This is a genomic window from Roseovarius sp. THAF9 (genome assembly GCF_009363715.1).
In the GTDB taxonomy this organism is placed as follows: domain Bacteria; phylum Pseudomonadota; class Alphaproteobacteria; order Rhodobacterales; family Rhodobacteraceae; genus Roseovarius.
On record NZ_CP045404.1, the window covers coordinates 1,392,183 to 1,418,117 of the forward strand.

Consider the following 25,935-nt stretch of genomic DNA (forward strand, 5'->3'; position numbering starts at 1 on the left):
CATCGCCTTTCTCAACGAAGGGCCCGGCGCTCCGTTGTTTGGTCATTGGCCGGAAACTCATACCTCTTCAGCAGCACGCCCGTGGATACGCACTGACGAGACTGACCGGGTCCCTATCGCTCGATCGCATCGCCGATTGGCCGATTGCGCGTCAGACCCCCAGCCGGTCGCGCGTTGCGTACCACGTCATCGCCAGCACCAGCAGGGGCGAGCGGAACGCGGCACCCCCTGGGAAGGTCTGCGCCGGCACCCGCGCCAGAGTGTCGAAGCCCTCGGCCTCCCCGCGCACCGCGTCGGCCATCATCTTGCCCGAGAACGTGGCCATGCCCACGCCGTGCCCGGAATAGCCCGAGGCCGACAGGATATTCGGCGCCACCCGTGCCAAATACGGCATTCGCTTCATCGTGATCGCCAGCGTCCCGCCCCAGGCATAGTCGATCTTCACATCGCGCAGATGCGGGAAAATCTGGGTCATCGGTTTGCGCACCAGCGCCGCGATGTCGTTCGGGAAGCGATAGCCGTAGGTCTCGCCACCGCCGAATAGCAGCCGCTTGTCATGGCTCAGGCGAAAGTAGTTCACCACGAACTTAGAATCCGCCACGGCCACGTCTTGTGTCAGCACCTTGTCCGCGTCGTCCCCCAAGGGCTCCGTCGCCACCACGAAATTGTTGATCGGCATCACCTTGGCGGCAACCTTGCGATTGAGCCCACCCAGATACCCGTTGCACCCCAGTATCACGTGCGCCGCCGTCACCCGCCCCGCATCCGTGGCCACCACTGCGGGCGCGCCTTCGTCGATCCGGTGCACCTCGGCCCGCTCGAAAATCCGCACGCCCGCGTCCCGCGCCGCGCGTGCCAGGCCAAGGGCAAAGGCCAACGGGTGCAGATGTGCCGCCGACATGTCCAGCGACCCGCCCACGTATTTCGGCGACGGGCACAGCGCCTGCGCGGCGTCCCGGTCCAGCGTCTCCAACTGGTCATAGCCATACCGGCGCAACAGGAACTCGGCATAGTCATGCTCTTCGCGCACCTCCGCCTTGGAAAAGCACATATGCGCGATCCCCGGCTTCAGGTGACAATCGATCCCATGCTTCGCCACCAGCGCCTTCACCAGGTCCTTGGCGCCCTCCGCCAACTCCCACAGCTTGGCCGCATCGTCGCGCCCCACCATCTTTTCCAGCGTCTGCTGATCCTGCCGCTGCCCGGTCCCCAGCTGCCCGCCATTGCGCCCCGACGCGCCAAAGCCGACGCGATGCGCCTCCAGCAGCACGACGTCCAGCCCCGCCTCGGCCAGATGCAGCGCCGCCGACAGCCCGGTGAACCCACCACCCACCACGCAGACATACGCCTTGACTTCGCCCCTCAGCGGCGCGAACGGCTCCAAGGCCTGCGTGGTCGCGGCATACCAGCTGTCGGGGTATGTGCCCGGCTTGTCGTTGGAATAAAGCAGGTTCATTGCGGCACGATCCTGTAATGGCTCAGCGAATAGGTCGGCGCGTCGAGCGTGTCCACCCGGATGCCGTCGACCGTCGCGACATGTAATTCGATCTTGAAGCATTCAGGGCAGGGGCGGCCCAGATGCGCCTCGGCCATCTCCGCCAGCCGGTCCGCCACAAAGCGCGGTTCGGGCGGCGCAAATTCCGGCATCGCAGAAAAGGCATCCTCGGCTTGCAGCGCCTCGACCATGCGTTCCGTCAGATCGACCGTCAGCGACGGCTCGATCACCATGATCCCGCCCAACCCGCGCAACGCGCCGTCGGCGTCGCGCAAATACCCGTCGATCTCCTCGCCCACGATTGGCCAGCCCTGCGGCGGCGGATAATGCCGCCCGATGCGCATCGGGTTCAGCCGATAGGCATCGGTCTCGGGAAAGGCATGGGTGAACCCGGCGACGAACCGCGCCTCAAGCGCCGCTTCGTCAAACGGCTCCACCGGCTGGTGCCCGCTCTCATCGGCCTCTAGCAGGATCGCGGGCAGGCTCAGCTGCACCCGCTTGGGAAACACGATCGTCCCCGGCGCGGGCAGGTCCGGCGGCTCGATCATAACCACGTCCGCATCCTGCATCAGCTTGAACATCCGCGCCCGCGCCGTGTCGTGGTGGTCAAAACTTTCGGTCACCAGTTCGACCGGCTCCGACGCCTCGACCAGCCCCGCCATGTCCCGTTCATGCGGCGGATCAAAGGCCTCGTCCCCGGCACAAAAGGCCCGGTAACAGCGGTACGTCTCGACCGCCTGCTTGTCTTGCAGCACCGTCACGAAGGCCCCGTCCGGCGGCATGCCCGGCGGGCTCAGGAACACGACCGACAGCAGGGTCCGCTTCAGTTGTGCGCCCGGATTGTCGGTGTAATAGGCCTGCCCCTGCGCCGCCTTCAGTGCGGCAGCGTCCCGCACCACGCGCAGCCCGTCGCCGGTCACCTGATCGTGCAGCAACAGCGCATAGCCCCCCTCGTCCAGCGGCAGCCCCTCCAGGAAGGCATGTCGCTCGATCCCGGATGTGTCTTGGGCCACCGCCGCGTCATCCTGCAGTGCAGGGCCGTCGCGCAGCACCCACAGCCCCGCCACCAGCAGGGCCATCACACCAAAGGCCAGACCCGCCGCCCTAGACATTCATCAAGAGATGCTCGCGCTCCCAAGGGGAAATCACCTGTAGAAACTCGGCATATTCCGTGCGCTTGACGATCGAATAGACCCGCGCGAACTCGGGGTGCAGCACGTCGTGCAACGCCTCCGCCTCGTCAAACAGATCCAGCGCCGCGCCCAGCCCGTCGGGGAAATCCGGCTCGCCCTCATAGGCGTCGCCGCGGTATTGCGGCTTGGCGCGCAGCTCGTTCTTGATCCCCAACAGACCACAGGCCAGGCTGACCGCGATGCCCAGATAGGGGTTGCAGTCCATCCCCGCGATCCGGTTTTCCACCCGCCGCGCCTCGGGCTTGGACAGGGGCACGCGGATGCCCGTCGTGCGGTTGTCGCGCCCCCATTCCAGGTTGATCGGCGCGGCGTTGTCCTTCACATACCGCCGATAGGAATTGACGTAAGGCGCCATCACGCCAATCGCCGCCGGCATGTACTCCTGCAAACCGCCGATGAAATGATAGAACATGTCCGTCTCACCACCCTGAGGCCCGGAAAATGCGTTCTTGCCGGTCTCCATGTCCAGGATCGAGTGGTGGATATGCATCGCACTGCCCGGCTCGGCGGCGATGGGCTTGGCCATGAAGGTGGCGAAACAATCGTGCCGCAGCGCCGCCTCGCGAATGAGCCGTTTGAAATAGAACACCTCGTCGGCCAGCTTCACCGGGTTGCCATGCCGCAGGTTGATCTCCAGCTGGCCCGCGCCGCCTTCCTGGGTGATCCCGTCGATCTCGAAGCCCTGTGCCTCGGCAAAATCGTAGATGTCGTCGATGACGGGGCCGAACTCGTCCACCGCCGTCATGCTATAGGCCTGCCGCGCGGCCGCCGGACGACCCGACCGGCCCACCATCGGCGCGATCTCCTGCCGCGGGTCCAAATTGCGCGCGATCAGAAAGAACTCCATCTCCGGCGCGACGACCGGCTTCAGCCCCAGCTTCTCGTATTGCTGCACCACCCGCTTCAGCACGTTGCGCGGGGCAAAGGGGATGGGCTTGCGGTCGCGGTCATGGGCGTCGTGGATCACCTGCAACGTCCAGTCGCCGGTCCAGGGCGCGGCGGTGGCCGTGGTCATGTCGGGCGTCAGGATCATGTCGCGCTCGATGAACCCTTCTGCCCCCGCAGCCTCGCCCCAGTCTCCAGTGATCGTCTGGTAGAATATCGAGTCGGGCAGGTGGAAATAGTCCTGCCGCGCAAACTTGCTCGCCGGCACCGCCTTGCCCCGCGCGATGCCGGGCAGGTCGGCGATGATGCATTCCACCTCGTCCAGCTTTCGGTTCTCCAGATAGGTCTGCGCCGCCTCGGGCAGTCCGGTCGTCCAGTCCTTGGCCATGTCAGGCCCCTTTCCTGAAATGCGCCGCCATGCGCTCGGCAAAGGCGGCGGCGTCCGTGGGCGTCTCGGCACTGGCGGTCGCCTGGGCCAGCTGATCGTCGGGCACCACACCCGCGCCGCGCTGGTCAATGATGGTCTGCAACACATGCGCGGTAAATTCCGGGTGCGGCTGGATCGTCAGGATCCTGTCCCCGATCATCAGCGCCGCGTTCTCGCAGAACTCCGATTGCCCGATCACCTCGGCGCCCTCGGGCAGCTCGACCACCTGGTCCTGGTGCCAGGCGTGCATCGCCATCGGCTTGCCCTCGATCTGGTACTCGGTGCGCCCCACGGACCAGCCACCGGGAAATTTGACCACCTTGCCGCCCAAGGCCTGCGCGATGATCTGGTGGCCAAAGCACACCCCGATCAGTGGCTTGCCCGCGTCGCGGATATCCCGGATGAACGCCTCCAGCGGCTTGATCCACGGATGGTCCTCGTAAGCGCCGTGCTTGGAGCCGGTGATCAACCAGCCATGGGCGTCGTCGGGGCTCTCGGGGTAAACCTCGTCCACCACGTCATACCGCTCGAAGGTAAAGCCGTCCCGCCCCAGCAGGTCGGCGAACATCGCGTCATAATCGCCCGTGCTCTCGATCAGGTCGGGCAGGGCGTGGCCGGTCATCAGGATGCCGATTTTCATGTCACACCAGAAATTTGATCAAATTAACGCTAGCCGAGCCAATCGGCCCGTTCAAGGCCGTTCTAGGCCATTTCCGGCGCCCACGCCACGGGGTCCGCGCGTCCGGCGGGTTAACGATTTCGGTTTCAAAAAAATACCGCCGCGATACCACCTGTATACCGACGCGATACCGACATGGGTTTGCGGCGTTAATCTCTCAATCGCTCAGACCGTTTCAAGGTAGATTTTCCACTGCTCCGCCGGGTCCATCTCGGCGAAAAGTGCCAGTTCTTGCCGCTTGGTCATCACAAGGTTCTGGATCAGCATCGGGTCAAATACCCGCGCCAGAATGGGCGCCGACTCAAACAGGTCAATCGCGCTCTCCCAGTCCTCGCAAAGCTGCAAGAGGTTGAGATCATAGGCATTTCCCGTGATCGGCTCGGGCGGTTCCAACGCGTCCTCGATGCCCGTCAGCGCTGCACCCATCACGCCCGCAAAGGTCAGATACGGGTTGGTATCGCCCCCCGCGACCCGGTGTTCGATCCGCCGCGCCTTGGGGCTGCCCCCCGGCACCCGAATGGCCGCCGTCCGGTTCTCATAGGCCCAGGCCACCCCCGTCGGCGCATGGGCGCCGGGCACCAACCTGTCATAGCTGTTGGCATGGGGTGCAAACAGCAACGTGCTTTCCCGCATCGCTGCGATGCACCCGGCAACCGCCTGTTTCAAAAGGGATGTTCCCTCGTCCCCGCCATTGTCGAAAACGTTCTTGCCGGCCTCGTCCCAGACCGAGAAATGCAGGTGCATCCCGTTGCCCGCATCGTCGGCAAAGGGCTTGGCCATGAAGGTGGCGGCGAACCCGTGCGTGCGCGCCAGGTTGCGGATCAGCCGCTTGAACAGCCACGTATCATCGGCGGCTCGCATCGCGTCCTGATGGTTCAACGTGATCTCGAACTGGCCCACACCGCTTTCGCTGGTCATGGTCTGGGCAGGGATGCCCATGGCCGCACAGGCCTCGTAAAGCTCTGACAGGAAGGGGTCGAACAGATCCAGCTGCGCCAAGGACAGGATCTCTTCCGATCCGATCTCACGGCCCGTTAGGGGGTTCTTAACCGGGCTGAGCGTATCGTCACTGTCATCGACCAGGGTGAATTCCAGCTCGGTCGCGGCCACCACGCGCCATCCCCGCTTGGCATAGCGCGCCAGTACAGCGTCCAGGGCGTGGCGCGGGTCGCCCTCAAACGGTTGGCCATCCTCGTGATACATGGCCATCGGCACCAGCGGCTGTTCGGTTTCCAGCCAGGGCAGCGGCAGGGCGCCACGACCGGTGGGCAGCAGGATGCCATCGGCGTCCCCGGTTTCGAAGACCAACGGGCTGTCCTCGATATCTGCCCCGAAGATGTCGAGGTTCAGCGCCGAGATGGGCATCCTGATCGCGCCCTTGTCCAGCTTGCCGGCATAGTCGCCCGGCACGCGCTTGCCGCGCATGCGCCCGTTCAGGTCGCACGCCGCCACGCGAAAGGTCTGGTATGTCGAAAGGTCCATGAGGCGCTTCTTTATCCAAGAAGAAAGCCGGCGGCCAGATACATTCGACCGCCCGGCTTTTTCTTGCAAAAATACTCAATTCCAGAGGGTTACCCCGAAACTGACGCTCGATGGATGCTGTCGATCGACGCCGCGATCGTATCGTTGAACTCTGCGTCGGACTGCTGTGCCGACAGCCCCTCTGTCAGCGCGCGCGAGAAACTGGCGATCATGCCGGTGTTCTTCGACAGCCGGTCATTGGCTTCGTCGCGGGAATACCCACCCGACAGCGCCACGACCCGCAGCACGCGCGGGTGGTCCACCAACGGTTTGTAATGGTTCGATGTCTCGGGCAGCGTCAGCTTCAACATCACCTCGCGCCCCTCGGGCAGTTTGTCCAGATGCTTGGCGATCTCGTCGCGCAGGATCGCCTCGGCCTCGGCCTTGTCACTGATCGAGATGGTCACTTCCGGCTCGATGATCGGCACCAGCCCATGATCGAGAATGACGTTGCCGATCTCGAACTGCTGGTCAACCACTGCGGCAATGCCCGAGGGCGAGGCCGCATTGATCACCGACCGCATCTTGGTGCCGAAGATGCCCGCGTCATTTGCGCGGCCCAGAAGGATCTCCAGGTCGGGGATCGGTTTCATCAGCTGAACGCCATCAGCTTCGTCCGCCAACCCCTTGTCCACCTTCAGAAAAGGCACCACGCCGCGCTCTTGCCACAGGTACTGCGCAGACGGCTTGCCCCCCATCTCGCGGTCCATGGTCATCTCGAACAGGATCGCGCCCAGCACCTTGTCGCCGGTAAAGGCGGGGGCCTGTGCGATACGGGTCCGCATGTCGTGGACCAGATCGAACATCTCCTCGTCCGAGCCGTAAGCATCTTCCTCGACCCCATAAAGGCGCAGCGCTTTTGGGGTCGATCCGCCTGACTGGTCCAACGCCGCGATAAACCCTTGCCCTGCGCGCACCTGCTCCGTTTGTTCAGCCTTCGACATGCCATCCCTCTTGCCGGTAAATCATATTTGCCTGTGTCATACGTGAGCGCCGCGTGCCGCGCAATGCTCGGTGGCGCTAACGCGGCGGGTCCGCGCGCAGGTAATGCATCGGCAGCCCCCATGTCGTGCAGCCCTGGCATGTCAGCCGCCCAGCGCCGTCCGGGATAAGTACGATCGGGTCGGCACTGTCATGATGGCAGTAGCGGACGGCCCAGCCATTCGTGTAATTCAGTTCGATTGCTCTGTCGTCGCGCAAGCAGACCTCCAGCGACAGAAGGCCGATGGCAACCGGGCTATACGCCAACCGCTCGTTGAAAAAGGCGCGATGTTGCCGGATTAGCAGTGTCGGGGTGGCGGACCCGCGCTTAATCGTCTGGGTTATACGATCCGCCAGCGGATCGTCCGCGGTCCTTCTGCGGTCCATCACGTAGAACCCGTCATGCGGGTTGGCGGGATAGATCAGCGCCTCGACCCACGGATAGAGCAGGCCGCGGGCATACCTGTCCCACGCGCGCCACGCCAGCGCGGACATAATGAGGGCAGGCCGCAGATAAGCAGAACGCGTCGCAAGCTCAGTCCGCTTTGGAGTACCGGTCGGCCAGATCACGCTCGATCCAGTTCGCCAGCGCGCGGGTCTGGATTTCGGACCGCAAGTCCGCCCATGCCGCGCGCAGCTCTGCGCCGCGATTCTCGAAACGGTTCTCGATATCTTCGCGCAGGGGCCGGGCGCCGATATCGCCCGCCGCTTCGGCAATCAGGGCGAAGTAATAGGCTTGCCGGTACGAGCGGGGCGCGCCAAGCCCGGTGAAATAGGCCAGCGCCCGCGCCCGCACCGCACGGATATCGTCGCCCGGGAGCAGGTCGGCGCCAGCGCCCTGCGCCTGAAGATGCGCGTCCTGCGCCGCGATGACCTGCAACGTGGTGAGCCGCTCTTCCAACCGGTCCAGCATGGCAATCGCACCGGGCTGTCGCCCCGCGGACGCGATGAGCGTATTCCGGTAGGCGGTCGCCGGGTCGGTTCCGGCCTGCGCCTGCGCTGTCAGCAGAGCGGCCTCGGCGGCCTCGGCACCGCCGCCCTCGACCAGCGGCGACAGGATGTCGGGCACCAGCGCCTCGGCACGGGGCACCCCGCTACCGTTCAAAAGCGCGCGCGCCAGGGTCAGCCGCTCGGTCGCACTTACGTCGCCGCTATCCAGCCGCGCCAAAATGCCGGCATCCAGCAGTTCGGATTGCGCCAGCGGCGCAATGCGCGCGTCAGGCGCCAGCGCCTGCAACAGTTCCTCGGGGCGTTCGTAGATCTCGGGCTCCAGCACTATGCCGCCTTCGGGCAGCTGAGCCTCGATCGTGATCTCCCCGGGCTCGCGCACAAAGCCGGCCACATGCTCCATCAGGTCGTCGATGAACCGCCGCTCCGTCGCGGTCAGGGCGCGGGTGCCGTTGTTGCTGAGCATGTTGGTCAGTTCCTCGGTTCCAAGCCCCTGGATCACCTCGGGCTGGCGCAGGTTCTCGGGGATAAGCGACGATAGCCGATCCCACCCGCCTTGATCCTGCAGGCCAACAACGGCACGACGTACGCGGATTGCCGGATCGCCCGGCAGGCCGAACTGGTCCAGCCGCGGCAGGACCGCCCCGGCCGCCTCCAGGTCGAGGATCGCCAGATCGTTCACCGCCGCCGAGCCGTTGACCCGGATCTCGCCGGTGCTGTGCACGTACTCGGCCTCATAGGTCAGCCGATCCACCTCGATCGCGTTGTACCCGGCCGAACGCAGGCCAAGCCCCACATCGCGGGGCACGCAGGCAATCGCGGCATTGGCCCCGACCATCGTGCTTGAAATCGTGGCCACGCCGAACGCCGCCGCCGGCTGGCCCAGATCGACGCTGACCCTCTGGACTGTGATCTCGCACTGGCGGGCGCGGTCGTGGGGCAGTTGCGGGCGCAGGGTCACCCCGGTCAAGGCCACGGTCCCGCGCAGGATATCGGTCTGCAGATGCTCGTACTCGACCTCCATCTGCGTTCGCAGCGCCGATATGGCGATGCTGGCCAGGCTTTCGGCGATACCGTCGACGGTGACAAGGTCAAGCAGGCTTGGCTTCGGGTCGCCTTCCGCGCCGCCCGGCGTGGCAAGGCCAAGGCAAAAGACAGCCGCGATGGCAGGTGTGAAACGACGCATGATGGGCTCCCCCGGTGAAAACGTGCTGGGGCAGGCTAGGCCCGCACCGAACGATACCACAGTCCGGGATTCCATACCTTTGAAAAGCAAGCCTGGCGCCCAATGGCGGCCAGGACGGTCTCAGCCGCCCAGGGCGGCCACACCCGGCAGCGTTTTACCTTCCATCCACTCCAAAAACGCGCCACCGGCGGTGGAGATATAGGTGAAATCCTCGGTCGCGCCCGCCTGGTTGAGGGCCGCCACGGTGTCACCGCCCCCTGCGACCGAGGTCAAATTTCCGTCACGGCTGCGCTGCGCGGCATGAGCGGCGGCGGCGTTGGTGGCCGCATCGAATGGCTCGATCTCGAAGGCACCCAGCGGGCCGTTCCAGATAAGCGTCCGCGCCGTGTCAAGAGCGGCAGTGATGCGCGCGACAGCCTGCGGCCCGGCATCCAGGATCATCGCATCGTCGGGGCAGGCATGGGCCGGAACCGTCTGGTGCGCGGCGCCTGCGCGAAACTCCTCTGCCACCACGACATCGGCGGGCAGCAGGATCTCACAGCCCGCGCCGCCGGCCTTGACCATGATGTCACGCGCTGTGTCGGCCATCTCGTGCTCGCACAGAGATTTGCCAACGCTCAGACCCTGCGCGGCCAGGAACGTGTTGGCCATCCCGCCGCCGATCACCAGCTTGTCCACCTTCTCGACGAGGTTGCCCAGCAGGTCCAGCTTGGTCGAGACCTTGGCCCCGCCCACCACAGCCACGACGGGCCGTTCGGGATTGCCGAGTGCCGCTTCCAGTGCCGACAGTTCGGCCTGCATCAGCCGCCCCGCGCAGGCGGGCAGGTGGCGGGCCAGCGCCTCGGTCGAGGCATGGGCGCGGTGCGCGGCCGAAAAGGCATCGTTGCAATAGACATCGCCAAGACCTGAAAGGCGCGCGGCAAAGTCGGCATCGTTCGCCTCTTCGCCCGGATGAAAGCGGATGTTCTCCAGCAGCAACACCTCGGCCGCCTTGGCTTCTGCCGTGGGCTCTTCGGCGCCTTCCAGCGTTTCGATAAACTGCACGGTATGCCCCGTCGCCTGTTGCAGGGCGGGCACCACCTGGCGCAGTGACATCGCGTCGACCACCTTGCCCTTGGGACGCCCGAAATGCGCCAGCAAGAGTGGCTTGCCGCCCGCTGCGAGGATGGCGTCAATGGTCGGCTTGATGCGTTCCAGCCGCGTGGCGTCGGTGACGCGCCCGTTCTCGACGGGAACGTTGATATCCACCCGTGTCAGCACGGTCTTGCCGTCGAGGTCCATGTCATCGAGCGTCTTCCAGGCCATCGCTTGGTTTCCTTTCGGGTGGCAGTCGCCGGCCTTTTGGCGCGACCTTGCAGGGGCGTCAAGCTCTGGCTTGGCAATCCCGGGCTGAGCGCCTAGGTATTGCCCAACCCAAGTCAACAAGGAGGCCCGCATGGCCGAGATCAAAGACCCCGAGAACACGATCCTGATGGAGCTGAAGGACGGCACCGTGACGATCGAACTTCTGCCCGACGTGGCTCCGGGCCATTGCGAGCGCATGAAGGAACTGGCGCGTTCCGGCCAGTATGACAACGTGGCCTTTCACCGGGTGATCGACGGCTTCATGGCTCAGACCGGCGATGTGGCCAACGGCAACATGGAAAAGGATTTCAATATCCGCAGCGCCGGCACCGGCGGCAGCGACCTGCCCAACCTCAAGGCAGAATTCTCGGGCGTCCCGCATGATCGCGGCACGCTGGGCGCGGCGCGCAGTCAGAACCCCGACAGCGCCAACAGCCAGTTCTTCATCAACTTCTCGGACAACCATTTCCTCAACCGGCAATACACTGTCTATGGCCGCGTCATCGAGGGGATGGAGCATGTCGACGCCATCACCCGCGGCGAGCCGCCCGCAAGCCCCGACCGGATGATCAGCGTGAAGGTGGCCGCCGATGCTTAAGCTCTCTGCACTTTTCACCCTGCTGGCCGCACCGGCCTTTGCCACTGGCCTTGAAATCGAGGTCGCGGGCGAGGCCAACGGCACGATCAAGGTCGACCTGCTGGAGGACGTGGCCCCCGGCCATGTCGAACAGATCACCGAACTGGCCCGCGAAGGCGCCTACGACAACGTCGTCTTCCACCGCGTGATCGACGGCTTCATGGCGCAGACCGGCGACGTCGAATTCGGCAAGATGGGCGGCGATATGTCCATGGCCGGGCGCGGCGGCAGCGACCGCCCCGATCTGGCCGCCGAATTCTCGGACATCACCTTTGACCGCGGTGTTGTCGGCATGGCCCGCAGCCAGAGCCCCGACAGTGCCAACAGCCAGTTCTTCATCATGTTCGCGCCGGGCCCGTTTCTTGACGGGGAATACACCGTCGTGGGCCGCGTGACCGAGGGGCTGGACGTGCTGGACGACATCAAGCGGGGCGAGGGCCCGAACGGCGCCGTCATCGGCCAGCCGGACCGCATGGTGTCCGTCACGGTGACGGAGTAAGGCGCGTGACGGCCACGGGGTACGAGCCGCTGAATGTGCTCAAACCCGTGGCCGACCGCATCTGGATCATCGACGGTGCGCCGGTGACGGTGATGGGCTTTCCTTTTCCCACCCGCGCCACGGTGATTCAGTTGGAGAACGGCGACCTGTGGGTGCATTCTCCGACCCCGCTCACCAACGATCTGAAGGATGCCCTGGCGGTGCTGGGGCCGGTGCGACATCTCGTTGCGCCGAACCAGTTCCACTTTCTGCACATTCCCGAATGGGCGCGTGCCTATCCCGACGCGGCCTTCTGGATGGCACCGGGTACGAAGGAACGGGCGGCAAAGCACGGGGTCGGCCTGCCGAACGGGCAGGAATTACAGCCCCGAGAGGCACAAGAACCCTGGGCCGAGCAGATCGACCAGCTTTTGGTGCGCGGCAGCCGGACGCACAAGGAGCTCGCGTTCTTTCACAAGTCGTCGACCACGACCATCCTGACCGACCTGATCGAGGCTTTCGAGACCGGCAAGCTGCCGGCCCGGTGCCGGCCCTTCGTGTGGCTGAACGGGATCGACGATCACGACGGCAAGACACCGCCGCTGATCCGCTGGACCTTTAGCGACAAACAGGCGTTCGCCGAGGATATCGAGACGATTGTCGGCTGGGGCGCGCGGCGCGTGATCATCGCCCACGGGCGCTGGTATGATCGCGACGGCACGGCAGAGTTGGAGCGCGCCTTTCGCAAGTTGCTGGCGCCGCGCCAATGGGATCGCGCGATGCGGGACATGAAAGCCCGCGAAAGGGACGACGATCCGACCTAGGGCGGGCGCGGCAGGTTGGCGCAGTCCTGCAAAGCTGGATCGGCCTCAGCGAATGATGTTCGGGCGAAACCGCATGCGGGCGCGGCGTTCCTGGGGCAGGTGACGGTTCAGCCGCCGGTTCGCCAGGCCGAAGACGGAGATCACCGCCAGTGTCAGCAGGATGAAATACCCTGCCAGGATCGGGTACGGCACGAACGGGTTGAACGTCTTGTCGGCGAAGTAATTCGCGTAATAGAGCGCGTCGCCCCGTTGCTGCCACGCCGGGAAGGCCGAGAAGAAGACCAGAGTGGTCGCGTGGAAAAGAAAGATCGCCTCGTTTGTGTAGGCGGGCCAGGCCAGACGCAGCATGGTGGGCCAGATGATCCGCCGAAACCGGGTGAACCCCGAGAACCCGTAGGCATCCGCCGCCTCGACCTCGCCCTTGGGGATCGAGCGCAAGGCGCCGTAGAAGATCTCACCCGAATAGGCGGCGGTGTTGAGGAAAAGCACGATCAACGCGCCCAGCCAGGCAGCTGTAAACGCATCAAAGACCGGATAAACGGACTTGAGGTTCAGAAAGGCCGCGTAGGCGAAGAAGAACTGTATGAAGAGCGGCGAACCCCGGAAAATGTAGATGAACCAAGCCGATGGCTTTTGCAGCAGGCGGTTGGGCGAAGCCTTGCCCACGGCCACCAGTGTCGCGAGGCCAAAGCCGAGGATGATCGCCAGGACGCCGAAATAGATGTTCCAGATCATGCCCGAACCGATCAGCGTGACCTGCTGGCAGAGGGTGAAGTCCTCGCGCGGCAACAGGCGTTCCCCCAAACCGATGGAGCGCAGCGCGTAATCCTGGATGGTTTGCCAACAGCTCATCACGCCGCCGCCTTTCGCAGGGCTTCGCCGCCTGTCGTGGCCTGGCCGTGCGACAACTTGATCATCAGCCGGTCCAGCACGATCTCGGACACCCGCGTCAGGCCAAGGTAAAAGACCAGCAGCGCCAGGAAATACCACATACGCCAGTCGCCATGCGGGTAATCGGTGAACTTCGGCAGCGCGGTTCCGGCTAGTTCCCGCGCCCAGTACACAATATCCTCGACGCCCAGCAGGAACAGAAGCGGAGTTGCCTTGGTCAGCACCATCCAGACATTGCTGAGCCCGGGCAGGGCATAGACCCACATTTGCGGCACGAGGATGCGCCAGAAACTCTGGCGCGGGGTCATACCGTAGGCCTCGGCGGTTTCGATCTGGCCGCGCGGCACGGTGCGCATCGCGCCGTGAATCACGTTGCCCGCGAATGCGCCGAACACCAGCGCAAAGGTCAGCACGGCAAGGAAGAAACCGTAGATCTCGTGCACCCATTGGTCCGCCTCGCCCAAGGGCATCTTGGCGGCCTGGCATACGATGAAGTCGTTGCCTTGGCGGATGGGTTGGTCCCAGTCCGGACATTTGATCTTGTGCCGGACCCATTCAAACCCCTGGTCCAACGCGATGACAAAGAATAGGAAAAACGCTGTGTCGGGCACGCCGCGCACGAGGTTGATATAGCCATGTGCCAGCCACGCCAGGGGCCGGAATTTTGAGCGTGCGGCGGTGGCGGCACCGAAGCCGAAGGCCAATGCAGTAGGCGCCGTGATGGCCAGCAGCACCAGCACAAGCCCGACGGCAAAGTAGAGATTGGCGTGTTTGGCGGTGGTCAGATAGCAGGCAAGCCACTGAACATCGCCAAGGACCGAGGGGTCGGTGCAGAACTCAAACATCGCGGGTCTCCGCGGCCCGGCCCAAGGGCGAAGGCCCGCGCGTGACGCCGGGCGTGAAGATGCGCGTGGTGTCGGCCATGTGTCCCCGTCCGGCCCAAAGCGCGCGCCCCGGAATGCCCGGGGCGCGACTGTTTCAGCTTATTCGAAAGTCGAGGCGACTTCCCATTTCTTGATCAGCTCGTTCAGGCTGCCATCGTCCTTCATCGACTGGATGGCGGCGTTAAACGTTTCTTTCAGCTCGGTGTCGGACTCACGAAGGCCCATGCCCACACCACCGCCCAGCGGCACGTCGTCGCCGACGAACATCATATCGCTGTCCTCGGCCACGATGGGCGCAAGGAAGGATTTGTCGGCCAGAACCGCGTCGGCCTCGCCGTTACGAACGGCGGCGATGGTTTCCTCGGGTGTCGCGAACTCCACCAGCGTCGCACCGGATTCGGCGACATAACCGGCGTGGATTGTACCGGTTTGCGCGGCGATCACGCCGCCCTCTAAATCGACGCTGTCGGACATGGCGGCATAGCCTGACGGGTCCGGCGGCGTGTAGTTCTGGGTGAAGTCGATGACCTCGTCACGCTCGTCGGTGATCGACATACCCGCGATGATGGCATCATAGTTGCCGCCCACCAGGTTGGGGATGATCGAATCCCAGTCGTTCTTGACCCATTCGCAGGTCAGTTCGGCCCGCGTGCACAGCTCGTCGCCCAGCTCGCGCTCGAAGCCGTCGATCTCGCCAGCGTCGTTAACGAAATTCCACGGCGCATAGGCGCCTTCGGTGCCCAGGCGTATCGTCTTGTCCTGGGCCATCGCCATGCCGCCGGCAAGTGCTGCGGCAAGTGTGGAAAGAACTAGCTTTTTCATAAGTGTCTCCCTTGCTTGGTTCTTTTGGTTCAGGCGGCCATCGTCGAGCTGAGAAACTGACGCAGCCGCTCGGATTTCGGGGACCCGAAGAGCGTCTCCGGATCACCTTCTTCTTCGATCAGGCCCTGATGCAGGAATATGACGTGGTCGGACACGTCCTGGGCCATCTTCATGTCGTGGGTCACGATCATCATGGTCCGCCCCTCGGCGGCCAGGTCCTTGATCACGCGCACGACTTCCTGTTCCAGTTCGGGGTCGAGCGCCGAGGTGGGTTCGTCAAACAAAAGCGCCTCGGGTTCCATGCAAAGCGCGCGCGCGATGGCGGCGCGCTGCTGCTGACCGCCCGACAGCTGTGCGGGATAGACATCGCACTTGTCGCCGATGCCAACTTTTTCGAGATATCCGCGCGCAGCCTTCTCGACCTCTGCCTTTGGGCGGCCCAGCACGGTCACAGGCGCCTCCATCACGTTTTGCAGGATGGTCAGATGCGCCCACAGGTTGAACTGCTGGAACACCATCGACAGGTTCGTACGGATCCGCAGCACCTGCTTGGAGTCTGCCGGGTGTCGATTCAGGCCAGATCCTTTCCAGATCACCGGCTCGCCCTTGAACAGGATGTCTCCCTGCTGGCTGTCTTCGAGCAGGTTGGCGCAGCGCAAAATCGTGGATTTGCCAGACCCTGAGGAGCCGATGAGCGACACCACGCTGCCCTTGAGCGCCGTGATGTCGACGCCCTTGATGACCTCAAGGCTGCCATAGGCCTTGTGCAGATTGCGGATCTCGATGACGGGTTTTTCGTCAGGCAAAGGCAGCTTCCGGTTTGCAGGTCAGGCAGTCACACCGGACAATAGGACAGCAATTCTGGGCCAATGCAACTTGCAAAACGATGTTTTTTCGTCCGTTTCGTACGGATTGCCCGGGTTTTGGGCGAATGCGGCGGGGTACCGTGGCGTCAAGCGGGCGGCGGGGCCGGGGTTTGCACCGCCAGGTAAGCCGCGGGCGGTAGGCGCACGATCCCGCGCAGGTCTAGGGCGTCGCGCGTCTCGCTTGGCAAGACCTCGACCGCAGTCTGAAGGGCAGTGAAGATCGCGTCGGCGTCCTGTCCATTCGCCGTGATGAAGGGCAGCGCGGGTGTGGGCGGTGTCGCGGCAATGACGTGCAGCTTGTCTGCGAAGCTGTCATAGCGCTGCATCAGCTGCCAGCTTTGCGCGTCGAGCGCGGCCAGATCGGCCTGACCTTCCGCCACGGCGTGGGCCGAGACCTGATGGCTGCCGGTGCGCCGCGTGTCGGCGAAGGCGAAACCGCGCGCTTCGGCATAGGCGCCGGGAGCGGCCCAGCCGCTTTGCGACATCGGTTCGTTATAGGCGAAGCGCGCAGCGGAAAATTCGGCCGGATCGCTGCGGGGATCGTCCTTGCGCGCCACGAAGACCGAGCGATATTCGCCGGGTCCACACCCATCCAGTCCGAAATCCGGCGTGCCGACGATCCGAACCTTGCCATGCAGGCGGGCGCGGTAGGGGTATCCGCAGGTCTGAGACAGCAATAGATCGGGGGATTGCCATTGGTCCCATGGGTCGCCCTCGCGCGTCAGTGTTTCGGGACCGCGTCCAAGCGCCTGTCTTATCGCCTGCCAGAAGCTGTCCGTCGCCGCCCTGATCTCAGGCCGATCGTGCATCGGCAGGCTGGCGATCATTCCTTCTCCTGGCGTTGGCGGGCAAGAGCGCTGTCCATGTCGGTCACGCCGAGGAAGTTCGACGCCATCCGGATGATCGCGTCCTCGCTTGCATCGCGCTCGCCATCGGCCAGCGCCACTTGCCACAGAGCCTCGATCACGCGCAGGCGGTCGTCATAGGCCACGGCGTCCTTGATGGCACGGGTAAAGCGCACGGTGTCCGGCGCTTCGCCTTCCAACTGCTCGGCCTGCTCCAGCAACGCGCCAGCATCCGCTTCGGACAACTTGTAGCGTCTTTGCGCAATGGCGAGTATACGCTGCCGCTCCTCCGCATCGAAATGCCCGTCCGATCGAGCGATGCGCACCAGCAGAGCCGTCAGCGCCAGCCGGGCATCCTCGTGGGGCAGGGTTTCGGGCGTCGAGTCGGTGAGTTTTTTCAGAAAATCAGCAAACATGAAGGGGATATAGGCAACCCACCCGCCGCCGCCAACGAGAATCTGCGCGCCGGGACGCTATTGGCTGCCACCCAGTTCGGTTTCGGCCCGGGCGCGTGCGGCGTCGCTGTCATCGGGCGACAGGCCAAGCGTTTGGCGCACGTCTTCCAGCACTTCCAGTTCTTCTTCGCGCCGGACGCCATCGGCCAGCGTCACTTCCCACAGCGCTTCGAGAGCGTCGACACGCGCGGCAAAGCTGATCGTTTTGCGAAGGATGTCGCCGAATTTCTCGGTGTCGGGTGCATCGCGCTCCAGCCGCTCGGAGGTCGCGCGCATCTTGGCCGCCTCGATCGGCCCAAGTCCGAATAACCGGCCCAGCAGCAGGTCGATCCGGTGGACCTCTGCAAACTTGTAGCTGTGATCAGACATCGCCACGCGCACCATCAGCGCACCAAGCGCCAGCTTTTCGTCGGGGGCGGGCAGGGGCGCCGGTTCGGGCGCGTCGAACGCGTGCAGCAAACGGTGAAGCAGCGAGGCTTTTTCCATGGGGCGGCTCCGTGTATCAAAGATCGTTTGGTCACGTTTACAGCGTCAGCTGTAAGCAGGAAAACAAAATTGCAGGCGTAAATCCGCGCATCGGTGGCGGACGCCGGAAACGTGACACATTTGCTCCCAACAAACGGCATGTTCGCGCGTCACGTTGCAGTCATCCGCATGATATCCTCGAGTGTGAAGCCCACCATGCCTCGTAACGTTGCAAAGCCTGCTGCCACCGTTTGGACCGCCGCCCCGGAGGAGCAGCTGTCCTATCTGCGCGGCTGTACGCAAGTCCAGGCGCGCCGCTTTCTTCGGGCTTACGACTGGTCCGGCGACCCTCGGAGGGTAATTGGCTGGGGCATGGCACAGAAGTTCATGGATTTGGGCACGGCGCTGACCGTATTTCTCAATGGCGAGCCGCATCGTTTCAACTATATGCCGAAACGCGAGATACCCGAGGAACTGGCCGGCACAGCGCTCATGCTGGACTCGATCTGCCTGCGGCTGAATTCCGGGTTCTATCTGGTGTGGCCCGATCAGGACGTTGAAGATCGTTCGCGGATCATGAGATGGCTCGAAACACAGGCCGAGGACCGGCAGGAAGGCCGGCAGGGCCGCTATATTCTGGACGAACGAATCGTCGCGACGCTTCTGGAGAATGAGCTGCGCCTCGACCGCGCGGCCGAAACGGCCGTCTACCACGAAAGCCGCTCGCTGTTGCGGGACCTGTTCAGCCCGGTGCTCGAACTTGGTGTCTCGCGTCGGATGCTGCGCTTTCATCCGCCTCAAGAAGACCCCAACGACGATCTGACGAACCTGCGGTTCTGACCGCGTCGGACCGCAACGACGACAAGGCGCCCTGCGCAGGCGCCTTGAATATGTCTGCGAAATAGTGCTTCAGAATTTGTAAGCGATGCCCACGGACAGCCTGTCGACTTCGCCCGATTGCCCCGCGAGGCCCGGACCCGAGAAGTCATAGTCGGTGCGGGTGTATTCGAACCGGGTCGAGACGTTCTCGCTCAGCAGCGTCTCGAAGCCGATACCATAGGAGAACCCATCGGCGGACCCGCTGAGCCCGGCAAAATCGACATTCCAGTCTGACCAGCCATAACCGGCGGTCCCGTAGATCAGAGAGTTGCCGAACGCATACCCGCCGCGTGCCCGCAGATGGATGTTGTTTTCCAGATCCACGTCGATCGGGCCGACAAGGTTATGGCTCATCACGCTGCCGTATTCCAGTTCGCCGCCCAGAACCCAGTTGGGGGCAATCGCGTGGTTGTAGCCCCCGAAAACGGCGAAATTGCCGGCCGAGTCTAGGTTGATGGGCGAGCCGCTGAAATCGAGCGACTGCATGCTCAGCTTGCCGCCGGCGTAGAAGCCTTCCCATTTCTCGGCATCCTGGGCGACGGCAGTGGTGGCAAGAGCCGCGGACAGGGCTGCGGCGGCGGTCAGGGAGCGGTAGAACTTTTTCATAATATACCTCATGTCTATGCGCGGCCCGGGACAATCCCGGGGCTCGGTCATAGGTCGGCGCGACATGAGCGACGGTTCAAATCAGCCGTCAAAAACTTATTAAGACCTGATTTTATTTACCTTTAGCCGGAATCAAACGAGGCGCGAGGTTTCCACAGCGGCACGCACGAAGTCCGCGAACAGCGGGTGCGGCTTGAACGGTTTCGATTTCAGCTCGGGATGGAACTGCACACCGATGAACCACGGATGATCGTTCCACTCAACGATTTCCGGCAAACGGCCGTCGGGCGACATTCCGGAAAAGACCAGCCCGCACGCCTCAAGCTGTTTGCGGTACTCGATGTCCACTTCATAGCGGTGGCGGTGACGCTCGTCGATGGCAGTGCCGCCATAGACCTCGGCCACTTTCGACCCTTCCTTGAGCACAGCGTCATAGGCGCCTAGACGCATCGTGCCGCCCTTGTCGTCAGTGACCTTGCGCTTGACCTTTTCGTTGCCCTGCACCCATTCCTTGAGGTGATAGACAACCGGAGTGAAGCGTTTCTTGCCGGCCTCATGGTCGAACTCTTCCGAGCCTGCGTCTTTCAAACCCGCCTTGTTGCGCGCGGCCTCGATCACCGCCATTTGCATGCCAAGGCAGATGCCCAGATAGGGGATCTTGCGCTCGCGGGCGAATTGCGCGGCCTTGATCTTGCCTTCCGTGCCGCGTTCGCCAAAGCCGCCTGGCACGAGGATCGCGTGGTAGCCTTCGAGGTGCGGCGCGGCGTCTTCGCGGTCGAAAACCTCGGCATCGACCCATTCGACATTGACCTTGACCCGGTTCGCCATGCCGCCATGGGTCAGTGCCTCCTTTATGGACTTGTAGGCGTCTTCCAGCTGCGTGTACTTGCCGACGATGGCGATGTTGACCGCGCCGTCGGTGTTGTGGATGCGGTCGCCCACGTCCTGCCACGTGGTCAGGTCCGGGCGCGGCGCGGGAGAGATGCTGAACGCATCCAGAACGGCCTGATCCAGCCCCTCATGATGATAGGCCAGCGGGGCCTCGTAAATTGAATTGAGGTCATAGGCCGCGACCACGGCCTCTTTGCGGACGTTGCAGAACAGCGCGATCTTCTCGCGCTCCTTTTCCGGGATCGGCTGTTCGGAGCGGCAGACGAGGATATCGGGCGCGATCCCGATGGATTGCAGTTCCTTCACGCTATGCTGCGTCGGCTTCGTCTTCAATTCGCCGCTGGCGGCGAGGTACGGCAGAAGCGTCAGATGCATGAAAATGCACTGCCCTCGCGGGCGGTCATGGCTGAACTGGCGGATCGCCTCGAAGAAGGGCAGACCCTCGATGTCGCCGACGGTGCCGCCGATCTCGCACAGCATGAAATCGACCTCGTCATCGCCGATGCCGATGAAATCCTTGATCTCGTTGGTGACGTGGGGCACGACCTGAATGGTCTTGCCAAGGTAGTCGCCGCGGCGCTCGCGCTCCAGCACGTTGGAATAGATGCGGCCCGAACTGACCGAATCCGTCATTCGCGCTGGGACGCCGGTGAAGCGTTCGTAATGGCCAAGGTCGAGGTCGGTTTCAGCGCCGTCATCGGTGACGAAGACCTCGCCATGTTCGAACGGCGACATCGTACCGGGGTCGACGTTCAGGTAGGGATCCAGCTTGCGCAGCCGCACCGAAAAGCCGCGCGCCTGCAAAAGCGCGCCGAGTGCCGCAGAGGCAAGGCCCTTGCCGAGAGAGGAAACAACGCCGCCGGTAATGAAAATGTAACGTGCCATGCGCTGGCAATCCCCCGTGATTGCGGCGTTAGTCGCCAGTTAGATGCGGCCGAATCGACGCCCAAGGCACCGCATCACCACGGGACTCGAGCATTAAAGGATTCGGATGAAAGGCGCAATATGCTGTGACACGCGTATGCGCATCCGCAAGCCTTAGTGGTGCTTCTGGATCAGTCCGCGGTGGGTGTCAAAGGAGCGTCGTCGCCCGCCGACGGTGGCAGAAGGCCATCGCCGCTGTCATCCAGCGCAGGATCGCTTTCCTCGGCCGCGGGCCTGTCGTCGGTGATCCGGTCCAGAACCGAGGATCCGCCTGCGTTCTGTGCCGCGATGACCGTCAGGGTCAGCGTGGTGGCGAAGATCGACAGGCCGAGCACCCATGTCAGCTTGCCAAGCGCCGTGGTGCTGGACCGCCCTGTGGACACGTTGCCACCCCCGCCGCCCATGCCAAGGCCTCCGCCTTCGGAGCGCTGCAACAGCACGACACCGATCAGCGCGAGCGCCAGCAGCAGGTGAACAAGCAGGATGACATTTTCCATAAGACGTGGTCCCTCGGGTTCGGATGGGCGGTATCTAAGCAATTCGGGCGTCCCCCGCAACCCGCCGTTTTCAGCCCAGTGTGCTTGGCCGACGGCCCGGTCGGAAAGGGCGCGCCAGCAAGGGCCTACTCGTCGACGTCATCCATGTCGGATTGTCCCGACAGGCGGCGGCGCACGTGGCTCCAGCTGAGGCCGATGCCCAGAACCAAAGAAAGCGCCACAAGTCCCAGCCAGAGGTTCCGGGTCGGATCGTCGAGGTCGAGGAAGCCGTAGTCGACGAGCACCCACGCCAAGGCTGCTGCGATAGCGAGGATCAAGCCCATTCCAAACGCCCCAATCGAGCGCAGAGTGGCGCGCAGGTAGATGATGTAACCCACCAGAAGCAGCAGCGCAAAGAGCACGGTCAGCGGCATTTGCGCGTCCCAGTTTTCCTGCGCCCAGACGATGAAGTTGTACCGTGTCGGGTTGTACGTTGCAGCCAGCAGGATGAAGGCCAATGCCCATCTTAGGATAAATCCGGTCATCTGTGCTCTTCTGGCTCGTGTCGGACAAGGTGTGCCCGCCGCAGGCAATACTGTCCAGCCTGCGCGCGAAATTCCGGTTTCGCACGACTGGCGGTGTGGGTATACGGGCGCGGGGTTCAATCACCGCCTGAGAGGTTTTCATGGCAAATGTCGTCGTTGTCGGCGCCCAATGGGGTGACGAGGGAAAAGGCAAGATCGTTGACTGGCTGAGTGAGCGCGCGGACGTGATCGCGCGGTTCCAGGGCGGGCACAACGCGGGCCACACGCTTGTGATCGACGGCAAGGTGTACAAGCTGAACGCGCTGCCGTCCGGCGTGGTGCGCGGCGGCAAGCTGAGCGTGATCGGCAATGGCGTGGTGCTGGACCCGTGGCATCTGGTCAACGAAATCGCTTCGATCCGCGAGCAGGGGGTCGAGATCAGCCCCGAGACGCTGATGATCGCAGAGAATACACCGCTGATCCTGCCGATCCACGGCGAGCTTGACCGTGCCCGCGAAGAAGCGGCGAGCAAGGGCACCAAGATCGGCACCACCGGACGCGGCATCGGCCCGGCCTACGAGGACAAGGTCGGCCGCCGCTCGGTCCGCGTCGCGGACCTGGCCGACGACGCAACGCTGGAGGCGCGCGTCGACCGCGCGTTGCAGCACCACGATCCTTTGCGCAAAGGGTTGGGAATTGAGCCGGTGGATCGCGACAAGCTGGTGGCGCAGCTGAAATCCATCGCGCAGGAGTTGCTGCCCTATGCCGCGCCGGTCTGGAAGGTGCTGAACGACCAGCGCAAGGCGGGCAAGCGAATCCTGTTCGAGGGCGCGCAGGGTGCGCTGCTGGACATCGACTTTGGTACCTATCCGTTCGTGACCTCCTCGAATGTCATCGCGGGGCAGGCCGCCACGGGCGTCGGCATGGGGCCGGGGGCGATCGATTACGTGCTGGGAATCGTCAAGGCCTATACGACTCGCGTGGGCGAAGGCCCGTTCCCGACCGAGTTGCAGGATGAGGATGGTCAGCGTTTGGGGGAACGCGGGCGCGAGTTCGGCACCGTCACGGGCCGTCAGCGGCGCTGCGGCTGGTTTGATGCAGCGCTTGTGCGCCAGACCTGTGCAACATCGGGCGTGACCGGGATTTCGCTGACCAAGCTGGACGTGCTGGACGGCTTTGACACGCTGAAGATCTGCGTGGGATACGAACTGGACGGTAAGCAGCTGGATTATCTGCCCACGGCGACCGATCAGCAATGGCGCTGCAAGCCCATATACGAGGAAATGCAGGGCTGGTCCGAGACCACCGAGGGTGCGCGCAGCTGGGCCGACCTGCCCGCCAACGCCATCAAGTATGTGCGCCGGGTCGAGGAGTTGATCCAATGCCCCGTCGCTCTACTCTCAACCTCGCCGGAGCGGGAGGACACGATCCTCGTGACCGACCCCTTCGCAGACTGAGACCGACACAGCCTTAGAGGACCGCATGGCCCTGAGTTACAAAGCCCGCCGCCGCTGGTCGCTGGTGATCCTGCTGATCGCCCTGCCGCTTTACATCGTGGTGGCGGTAAACCTGACGGACTGGCTAAGGACCCGGTATGATGTCGGTTTTCTGACCGAGCTGGTGGTTTTCATCGTGCTTGGTATCGCGTGGGTCCTGCCGCTGAAACCCATTTTCCGCGGTGTGGGGCAGCCGGACCCGGACGCAAGAGACTAGGCTAAAGCAAGTGCCCTGACTTCGCAGCCTTGGTGGCGAGATACGCGCGGTTATGCGCCCCTTCGCCGACCTTAAGCGGCACGCGTTCCACCACGTCGATGCCGCAGCTTTTCATCATGTCGATCTTGGCGGGGTTGTTGGTCAGCAGGCGCACGGCGCCGAAGCCCATGTTGCGCAATATATCTGCGCCGATGCGAAAATCGCGTTCGTCATCCTCGAACCCCAGCCGGTGATTGGCCTCGACCGTATCGAAGCCCTGATCCTGCAAAGCGTAGGCGCGCATCTTGTTGGCCAGGCCGATGCCGCGCCCCTCTTGGTTAAGATAGAGTAGCACGCCGGCGCCCTCGGCCCCCATCTGCGCCAATGCCGCCCGCAACTGCGGTCCGCAATCGCATTTCAGGCTGCCAAGAAGGTCACCGGTGAAACAGGCGGAATGCAGGCGTGACAAGACTGGTTCGTGCCGTGCGGGGCTGCCGATTTCTATGGCGTAATGTTCTTCCCCGCCGTCCTCGGGCCGCCAGATGTGAAGACGTCCGGCCTCGGATACTTCGAGAGGCAGCCGGGCGCTGACCACTTTGTGCATTGGACTTGCTGCTTTGAGATGCGCGGTGATGTCGGCCACTTTGAGCGTGGTCAATGCAGTGTCGAGCGTATCGGCCGGGATCGCCATGACGATCGCGGCAGGCAAAAGGCGGGCGGATTTGACCAGCAGCAGCGCCGCGCGATGGGTGTCGGCCTTGCCTTCGCGTGCCGAGGTGAGCGGGCCCTTCATCGGGCTCCGTAGATCGTCCGCCGGGTCCGCCACGGCCTGCACCCAAGACAACGGCGCCTCTTTCGGGACGATGACACGCGCGAGGTCGCCGTCATAGGCGCGGGCTTTCAGCGTTGCGGCGCGGCGGGCCGAGATGGCCAGATGCAGTTCCAGACCTGCCGACTGCAACGCGTCGAGACGGGCCGGATCGCAGGTTTCCGCCGCCGCGATAATGGCAAGCGAGTCGCCGTCGCGCAATACCACCGGCACCCCCATGCGAAGATCGGCGCGGGCCCGCGCGAGGAGTTCCGTCTTGTCGGGGCCAAGCTGCATCACGCGCCCTTCCTGATCCGTGAAGTTAATTCGAGCGACTCGATTACAGGCTTTTGTAACCGAATGAAACATTTCACGCTCTGCCATAACTAGCCCGTGATTGACCTGTCACAGATCTTGTCCGGCGCGGCGTCGTGGCACAGATAACTTGCAGGCAAAGAGGAACAAGACAATGGCTCAGCTGAAGAAAATTCTGCTCGTGGACGATGACGAGGACCTGCGCGAGGCCTTGAGTGAGCAACTGGTGATGACCGAGGATTTCGATGTCCTCGAGGCCGGGAACGGGTCGGAGGCCATGGCGCATGCGAAGGACGGGATCTATGACATGGTGATCCTCGATGTGGGCCTGCCCGACACGGACGGACGTGAGCTTTGCCGGTTGATGCGGAAGCAGGGCGTGAAAGCGCCGATCGTGATGCTGACCGGCCATGACGGAGATGCCGACACGATCCTGGGTCTTGATGCCGGCGCCAACGACTATATCACCAAGCCGTTCAAGTTTCCCGTGCTGTTGGCCCGCATCCGCGCGCAGCTGCGCCAGCACGAGCAGTCCGAAGACGCGATTTTCCAGCTTGGACCCTACACGTTCAAGCCGGCCATGAAGATGCTGATCACCGACGAGGATCGAAAGATCCGGCTGACGGAAAAGGAAACAAACATCCTGAAATTCCTTTACCGATCGCCTGACGGCGTGGTGGCGCGCGACATGCTTTTGCACGAGGTCTGGGGCTACAATGCCGGTGTGACGACCCACACGCTGGAGACGCACATCTACCGCCTGCGTCAAAAAATCGAACCAGATCCCTCCAACGCGCGTTTGTTGGTGACAGAGTCGGGCGGCTACCGCCTTCTGGCTTGATCTGGGTCAAGGCTGCGCTTTGCGCTGGCCGGTAACAGAATACCCAACCCGCCGCATACGGGCCTAACTCTATGCACCTCCCTGTTGGACTGACCCCGGCCTGGCCGGGGTCTTTTTTTGTCAACTCCGACAGAAGATCTATGTCGCCCGACG

The 25,935-nt window shown here is 63.5% G+C and carries 28 protein-coding genes; 7 read left to right on the forward strand and 21 right to left on the reverse strand.

Annotated elements, in window-relative coordinates; all coding sequences use genetic code 11:
- Positions 1-151: 151 nt before the first annotated feature.
- From FIU86_RS06890 to pgk, 9 genes are all read right to left on the reverse strand, one after another.
- A complete protein-coding gene (locus tag FIU86_RS06890; RefSeq protein WP_152474398.1) occupies positions 152-1,456 on the reverse strand; it encodes an FAD-binding oxidoreductase in 1,305 nt (434 codons plus the stop codon).
- On the reverse strand, positions 1,453-2,607 hold the full coding sequence (locus tag FIU86_RS06895) for a hypothetical protein (protein WP_152474399.1): 1,155 nt from the start codon (positions 2,605-2,607) through the stop codon (positions 1,453-1,455). The genes FIU86_RS06890 and FIU86_RS06895 overlap by 4 nt, the downstream gene beginning before the upstream one ends.
- A complete protein-coding gene (locus FIU86_RS06900; protein ID WP_152474400.1) occupies positions 2,600-3,961 on the reverse strand; it encodes a glutamine synthetase family protein in 1,362 nt (453 codons plus the stop codon). Before FIU86_RS06900 ends, FIU86_RS06895 begins: the two co-directional genes overlap by 8 nt.
- Before the next feature lies 1 nt (position 3,962).
- The gene (locus tag FIU86_RS06905) at positions 3,963-4,640 is read right to left on the reverse strand and encodes a type 1 glutamine amidotransferase (RefSeq protein ID WP_152474401.1); all 678 of its coding nucleotides are present in this window, start codon (positions 4,638-4,640) and stop codon (positions 3,963-3,965) included.
- 204 nt (positions 4,641-4,844) lie between these two features.
- Complete coding sequence (locus tag FIU86_RS06910; RefSeq protein ID WP_152474402.1) at positions 4,845-6,161, reverse strand: glutamine synthetase family protein; 1,317 nt, start codon at positions 6,159-6,161, stop codon at positions 4,845-4,847.
- 89 nt (positions 6,162-6,250) lie between these two features.
- Positions 6,251-7,144 (reverse strand): fructose bisphosphate aldolase, encoded by an 894-nt coding sequence (locus FIU86_RS06915; protein WP_152474403.1) that lies wholly within the window; start codon positions 7,142-7,144, stop codon positions 6,251-6,253.
- Positions 7,145-7,220: 76 nt separating this feature from the next.
- Positions 7,221-7,676 carry a hypothetical protein gene (locus tag FIU86_RS06920; protein WP_152474404.1) on the reverse strand — a complete coding sequence of 152 codons (456 nt, stop codon included), beginning with the start codon at positions 7,674-7,676 and terminating at the stop codon, positions 7,221-7,223.
- 40 nt (positions 7,677-7,716) lie between these two features.
- Entirely contained in the window at positions 7,717-9,315 is a 1,599-nt protein-coding gene (locus FIU86_RS06925) for a hypothetical protein (protein WP_152474405.1), read from the reverse strand.
- Positions 9,316-9,435: 120 nt separating this feature from the next.
- Positions 9,436-10,620: a phosphoglycerate kinase gene (gene pgk / locus FIU86_RS06930; RefSeq protein WP_152474406.1), complete on the reverse strand. Its 1,185-nt coding sequence runs from the start codon at positions 10,618-10,620 to the stop codon at positions 9,436-9,438.
- A 130-nt stretch (positions 10,621-10,750) separates the two neighbouring features.
- On the opposite strand from pgk, the gene FIU86_RS06935 reads away from it, so the two are divergent.
- Genes FIU86_RS06935 through FIU86_RS06945 form a run of 3 tightly spaced genes read left to right on the forward strand, consistent with a single transcriptional unit; the run spans position 10,751 to position 12,598 of the window.
- Positions 10,751-11,257, forward strand: a complete 507-nt coding sequence (locus tag FIU86_RS06935) for a peptidylprolyl isomerase (RefSeq protein WP_152474407.1) — start codon at positions 10,751-10,753, stop codon at positions 11,255-11,257.
- On the forward strand, positions 11,250-11,795 hold the full coding sequence (locus FIU86_RS06940) for a peptidylprolyl isomerase (RefSeq protein WP_152474408.1): 546 nt from the start codon (positions 11,250-11,252) through the stop codon (positions 11,793-11,795). The genes FIU86_RS06935 and FIU86_RS06940 overlap by 8 nt, the downstream gene beginning before the upstream one ends.
- A gap of 5 nt (positions 11,796-11,800) precedes the next feature.
- Complete coding sequence (locus FIU86_RS06945) at positions 11,801-12,598, forward strand: DUF4336 domain-containing protein (protein ID WP_152474409.1); 798 nt, start codon at positions 11,801-11,803, stop codon at positions 12,596-12,598.
- A 45-nt stretch (positions 12,599-12,643) separates the two neighbouring features.
- Here the strand turns inward: FIU86_RS06945 and FIU86_RS06950 are convergent, their stop codons facing one another.
- The 7 genes from FIU86_RS06950 to FIU86_RS06980 all read right to left on the reverse strand — a co-directional run bounded on the left by FIU86_RS06950 (position 12,644) and on the right by FIU86_RS06980 (position 17,847).
- Positions 12,644-13,450 carry an ABC transporter permease gene (locus tag FIU86_RS06950; RefSeq protein ID WP_152474410.1) on the reverse strand — a complete coding sequence of 269 codons (807 nt, stop codon included), beginning with the start codon at positions 13,448-13,450 and terminating at the stop codon, positions 12,644-12,646.
- A complete protein-coding gene (locus tag FIU86_RS06955; protein ID WP_152474411.1) occupies positions 13,450-14,334 on the reverse strand; it encodes an ABC transporter permease in 885 nt (294 codons plus the stop codon). The genes FIU86_RS06950 and FIU86_RS06955 overlap by 1 nt, the downstream gene beginning before the upstream one ends.
- Positions 14,335-14,472: 138 nt before the next feature.
- Positions 14,473-15,195 (reverse strand): transporter substrate-binding domain-containing protein, encoded by a 723-nt coding sequence (locus FIU86_RS06960; RefSeq protein ID WP_152474412.1) that lies wholly within the window; start codon positions 15,193-15,195, stop codon positions 14,473-14,475.
- Positions 15,196-15,224: 29 nt separating this feature from the next.
- Positions 15,225-16,001, reverse strand: coding sequence for an ABC transporter ATP-binding protein (locus tag FIU86_RS06965; RefSeq protein WP_152474413.1), 777 nt, complete (start codon positions 15,999-16,001; stop codon positions 15,225-15,227).
- Between the two features lie 146 nt (positions 16,002-16,147).
- A complete protein-coding gene (locus FIU86_RS06970; protein WP_152474414.1) occupies positions 16,148-16,888 on the reverse strand; it encodes a phosphate/phosphite/phosphonate ABC transporter substrate-binding protein in 741 nt (246 codons plus the stop codon).
- Complete coding sequence (locus tag FIU86_RS06975; protein ID WP_152474415.1) at positions 16,885-17,322, reverse strand: TerB family tellurite resistance protein; 438 nt, start codon at positions 17,320-17,322, stop codon at positions 16,885-16,887. Before FIU86_RS06975 ends, FIU86_RS06970 begins: the two co-directional genes overlap by 4 nt.
- Positions 17,323-17,379: 57 nt before the next feature.
- Entirely contained in the window at positions 17,380-17,847 is a 468-nt protein-coding gene (locus FIU86_RS06980; protein WP_254703966.1) for a TerB family tellurite resistance protein, read from the reverse strand.
- A gap of 195 nt (positions 17,848-18,042) precedes the next feature.
- Between FIU86_RS06980 and FIU86_RS06985 the strand changes: the two genes are divergently transcribed.
- Positions 18,043-18,666 carry a hypothetical protein gene (locus tag FIU86_RS06985; protein WP_152474416.1) on the forward strand — a complete coding sequence of 208 codons (624 nt, stop codon included), beginning with the start codon at positions 18,043-18,045 and terminating at the stop codon, positions 18,664-18,666.
- A 69-nt stretch (positions 18,667-18,735) separates the two neighbouring features.
- On the opposite strand, the gene FIU86_RS06990 is transcribed toward FIU86_RS06985, so the two are convergent.
- From FIU86_RS06990 to FIU86_RS07005, 4 genes are all read right to left on the reverse strand, one after another.
- Positions 18,736-19,311, reverse strand: a complete 576-nt coding sequence (locus tag FIU86_RS06990; protein ID WP_172977457.1) for a porin family protein — start codon at positions 19,309-19,311, stop codon at positions 18,736-18,738.
- A 132-nt stretch (positions 19,312-19,443) separates the two neighbouring features.
- Positions 19,444-21,087, reverse strand: a complete 1,644-nt coding sequence (locus FIU86_RS06995; protein ID WP_152474418.1) for a CTP synthase — start codon at positions 21,085-21,087, stop codon at positions 19,444-19,446.
- Between the two features lie 170 nt (positions 21,088-21,257).
- Positions 21,258-21,623 carry a preprotein translocase subunit SecG gene (gene secG / locus FIU86_RS07000; RefSeq protein WP_152474419.1) on the reverse strand — a complete coding sequence of 122 codons (366 nt, stop codon included), beginning with the start codon at positions 21,621-21,623 and terminating at the stop codon, positions 21,258-21,260.
- A gap of 125 nt (positions 21,624-21,748) precedes the next feature.
- Positions 21,749-22,147: a DUF6524 family protein gene (locus FIU86_RS07005; protein WP_152474420.1), complete on the reverse strand. Its 399-nt coding sequence runs from the start codon at positions 22,145-22,147 to the stop codon at positions 21,749-21,751.
- A 140-nt stretch (positions 22,148-22,287) separates the two neighbouring features.
- On the opposite strand from FIU86_RS07005, the gene FIU86_RS07010 reads away from it, so the two are divergent.
- Together FIU86_RS07010 and FIU86_RS07015 are read left to right on the forward strand one after the other, a co-directional pair.
- Entirely contained in the window at positions 22,288-23,583 is a 1,296-nt protein-coding gene (locus tag FIU86_RS07010; RefSeq protein WP_152474421.1) for an adenylosuccinate synthase, read from the forward strand.
- A gap of 25 nt (positions 23,584-23,608) precedes the next feature.
- Positions 23,609-23,839: a DUF2842 domain-containing protein gene (locus FIU86_RS07015; protein WP_152474422.1), complete on the forward strand. Its 231-nt coding sequence runs from the start codon at positions 23,609-23,611 to the stop codon at positions 23,837-23,839.
- A gap of 1 nt (position 23,840) precedes the next feature.
- On the opposite strand, the gene ribA is transcribed toward FIU86_RS07015, so the two are convergent.
- Positions 23,841-24,923: a GTP cyclohydrolase II gene (gene ribA, locus FIU86_RS07020; protein WP_152477009.1), complete on the reverse strand. Its 1,083-nt coding sequence runs from the start codon at positions 24,921-24,923 to the stop codon at positions 23,841-23,843.
- A gap of 172 nt (positions 24,924-25,095) precedes the next feature.
- On the opposite strand from ribA, the gene FIU86_RS07025 reads away from it, so the two are divergent.
- Positions 25,096-25,782, forward strand: a complete 687-nt coding sequence (locus FIU86_RS07025) for a response regulator transcription factor (RefSeq protein ID WP_152474423.1) — start codon at positions 25,096-25,098, stop codon at positions 25,780-25,782.
- Positions 25,783-25,935 lie beyond the last annotated feature (153 nt).